The sequence below is a fragment of the Escherichia sp. MR genome (genome assembly GCF_005280595.1).
GTDB lineage: Bacteria > Pseudomonadota > Gammaproteobacteria > Enterobacterales > Enterobacteriaceae > Escherichia > Escherichia ruysiae.
Map to the genome: position 1 here is coordinate 1 of NZ_SZVK01000110.1, position 3583 is coordinate 3583.

At 50.3% G+C, this 3583-nt stretch carries 2 protein-coding genes; both read left to right on the top strand.

Translation table 11 applies throughout. The features are described 5' to 3' along the window. Nucleotides 1–1138 (top strand): L-threonine dehydrogenase (gene yiaY, locus FC814_RS22310; RefSeq protein ID WP_301546389.1); only part of this gene is annotated, 1138 nt, incomplete at its 5' end. Between the two features lie 164 nt (nt 1139–1302). Beyond that, nucleotides 1303–2841 carry an aldehyde dehydrogenase AldB gene (gene aldB / locus FC814_RS22315; protein ID WP_000183978.1) on the top strand — a complete coding sequence of 513 codons (1539 nt, stop codon included), beginning with the start codon at nt 1303–1305 and terminating at the stop codon, nt 2839–2841. Nucleotides 2842–3583 lie beyond the last annotated feature (742 nt).

A 3583-nucleotide genomic window follows, 5' to 3' on the forward strand; every position in this document is an offset into this window, starting at 1 on the left:
TGATAGAAACAGAAGCCACTGGAGCACCTCAAAAACACCATCATACACTAAATCAGTAAGTTGGCAGCATCACCGGTTTACCCGTACATTAATTGTTACTGACAATATTTTAACGAAATTAGGTATGGCGGGCGATGTGCAAAAAGCACTGGAAGAACGCAATATTTTTAGCGTTATTTATGATGGCACCCAGCCTAACCCAACTACGGAAAACGTCGCCGCAGGGCTCAAACTGCTGAAAGAAAATAATTGCGATAGCGTGATTTCCTTAGGTGGTGGTTCTCCGCACGATTGTGCGAAAGGCATTGCGTTGGTGGCAGCCAACGGCGGTGATATTCGCGATTACGAAGGCGTTGACCGCTCTGCAAAACCGCAGTTGCCGATGATCGCCATCAACACCACGGCGGGTACTGCGTCTGAAATGACCCGTTTCTGCATTATCACTGACGAAGCGCGCCACATCAAAATGGCGATTGTGGATAAACACGTGACTCCGCTGCTTTCTGTCAATGACTCCTCTCTGATGATCGGTATGCCGAAGTCACTGACCGCCGCAACGGGTATGGATGCCTTAACACACGCTATCGAAGCGTATGTGTCTATTGCCGCCACGCCGATCACCGACGCTTGCGCACTGAAAGCCGTGACCATGATTGCCGAAAACCTGCCGTTAGCCGTACAAGACGGCAGCAATGCGAAAGCGCGTGAAGCGATGGCTTATGCCCAGTTCCTCGCCGGTATGGCGTTCAACAATGCGTCTTTGGGTTATGTTCATGCGATGGCGCACCAGTTAGGCGGTTTCTACAATCTGCCGCACGGTGTATGTAACGCCGTTCTGCTGCCGCACGTTCAGGTATTCAACAGCAAAGTAGCCGCCGCACGTCTGCGTGACTGCGCTGCTGCAATGGGTGTGAACGTGACAGGTAAAAACGACGCGGAAGGTGCAGAAGCCTGCATTAACGCTATCCGCGAACTGGCGAAGAAAGTCGATATTCCGGCAGGTCTGCGCGATCTGAACGTGAAAGAAGAAGATTTCGCGGTACTGGCGACCAATGCTCTGAAAGATGCCTGCGGATTTACTAACCCGATTCAGGCAACTCACGAAGAAATTGTGGCGATTTATCGCGCTGCGATGTAATCATCATTCCCACAACGGCTGGCAAATTGTCAGCCGCTTTTTTAACTATCTCTGTAATCCTTGCCCGTAAATTCGTGATTGCTGTCGTAAAGCTATCACCCGCTGGCGAAGATTTCGCCAGTCACGTCTACCCTTGTTATACCTCACACCGCAAGGAGACTACCATGACCAACAATCCCCCTTCAGCACAGATTAAGCCCGGCGAGTATGGTTTCCCCCTCAAGTTAAAAGCTCGCTATGACAACTTTATCGGCGGCGAATGGGTAGCACCCGCCGACGGCGAGTATTACCAGAACCTGACGCCGGTGACCGGGCAGCTACTGTGCGAAGTGGCGTCTTCGGGCAAACGCGACATCGATCTGGCGCTGGATGCCGCGCATAAAGTGAAAGACAAATGGGCGCATACCTCGGTGCAGGATCGCGCGGCGATTCTGTTTAAGATTGCCGATCGAATGGAACAAAACCTCGAACTGTTAGCGACGGCAGAAACCTGGGATAACGGCAAGCCCATCCGCGAAACCAGTGCTGCCGATGTGCCGCTGGCGATTGACCATTTCCGCTATTTCGCCTCGTGTATTCGGGCGCAGGAAGGTGGGATCAGTGAAGTCGATAGCGAAACTGTGGCTTATCACTTCCACGAACCGTTGGGCGTGGTGGGGCAGATTATCCCGTGGAACTTCCCGTTGCTGATGGCGAGCTGGAAAATGGCTCCCGCGCTGGCGGCGGGCAACTGCGTGGTGCTAAAACCCGCACGACTTACCCCGCTTTCAGTGTTGCTTTTGATGGAGATCGTCGGTGATTTACTGCCGCCAGGCGTGGTGAACGTGGTCAACGGTGCGGGCGGCGAAATCGGTGAATATCTGGCGACCTCAAAACGTATCGCCAAAGTGGCGTTTACCGGCTCAACGGAAGTCGGTCAGCAGATTATGCAGTACGCCACGCAAAATATTATTCCGGTGACGCTGGAGTTGGGCGGTAAGTCGCCAAATATCTTCTTTGCCGATGTGATGGATGAAGAAGATGCTTTCTTCGATAAGGCGCTGGAGGGCTTTGCATTGTTCGCCTTCAACCAGGGCGAAGTTTGCACCTGTCCAAGCCGTGCTTTAGTGCAGGAGTCTATCTACGAACGCTTTATGGAACGCGCCATCCGTCGTGTTGAAAGCATTCGTAGCGGTAACCCGCTCGACAGCGTGACGCAAATGGGCGCGCAGGTATCTCACGGGCAACTGGAAACCATCCTCAATTACATTGATATCGGCAAAAAAGAGGGCGCAGATGTGCTTACCGGCGGGCGGCGCAAGCTGCTGGAAGGCGAACTGAAAGACGGCTACTACCTCGAACCGACGATTCTGTTTGGTCAGAACAATATGCGTGTGTTCCAGGAAGAGATATTTGGCCCGGTGCTGGCGGTGACCACCTTCAAAACGATGGAAGAGGCGCTGGAGCTGGCGAATGACACGCAATATGGCCTGGGCGCGGGCGTCTGGAGCCGCAACGGTAATCTGGCCTATAAGATGGGGCGTGGCATTCAGGCAGGGCGCGTGTGGACTAACTGTTATCACGCTTACCCGGCACATGCGGCGTTTGGTGGTTACAAGCAGTCGGGTATCGGTCGCGAAACCCACAAGATGATGCTTGAGCATTACCAGCAAACCAAGTGCCTGCTGGTGAGCTACTCGGATAAACCGTTGGGGCTGTTCTGATATAAGAAGCTGGTCGCATCGGGCATTCATTGCCTGATGCGACGCTTACGCGTCTTATCAGGCCTACATGGCTCATGCAATATATTGAATTTGCATGATTTTGTAGACCGGATAAGGTGTTCACGCCGCATCCGGCATAAGCAAAGCGCACGTTATCACTATCTGCGACGCTTGCGTGTCTTATCGGTTCAAATGTTTACGTCTCCTGGGGCTGAGCATTCACTGAACTAAATTAAGAGCATCTTTTCTACAAATTACTGCACACCGTGATTCTTCTTACGAATATTCATATTAGCCCCCTTTAAACTTATTTTCGTTGATTGTAATGAGAGTGATAAGCGGCGATATACCGTGAAGCTGTGACAATGTAAGGAAGAGAGAAAGGCACATTTTGCGGAGCAGGACACATATTGGTGGGTAAAATAAATGTCGCAAATAAAAAACCATTTTTTAATGATTTGATGAATGTTTAAATATCTAAAGTGTTTCTGTACAACGCTATTTATTTTTATTGTTTATGAATTAGCAGAAATCATATCTAATATTTTTTATGATATTTAGTTAAAAACGACACTATTGTTATATTCCTCACGTTCCAGGAAATCAGTAGATTTACTCGTCTTTTGTGGCGGGATACTATTCGCTGGCTTGCTGATGTTGCATTAAAATGGCTTTGTTGAATAAATCAGATTTCGGGTAAGTCTCCCCCGTAGCGGGTTGTGTTTTCAGGCAATACGCACGC

Excerpts from the sequence above, each read along its gene's own strand:
- aldB (WP_000183978.1), top strand. The coding sequence starts at position 1,303 with ATGACCAACAATCCCCCTTCAGCACAGATTAAGCCCGGCGAGTATGGT.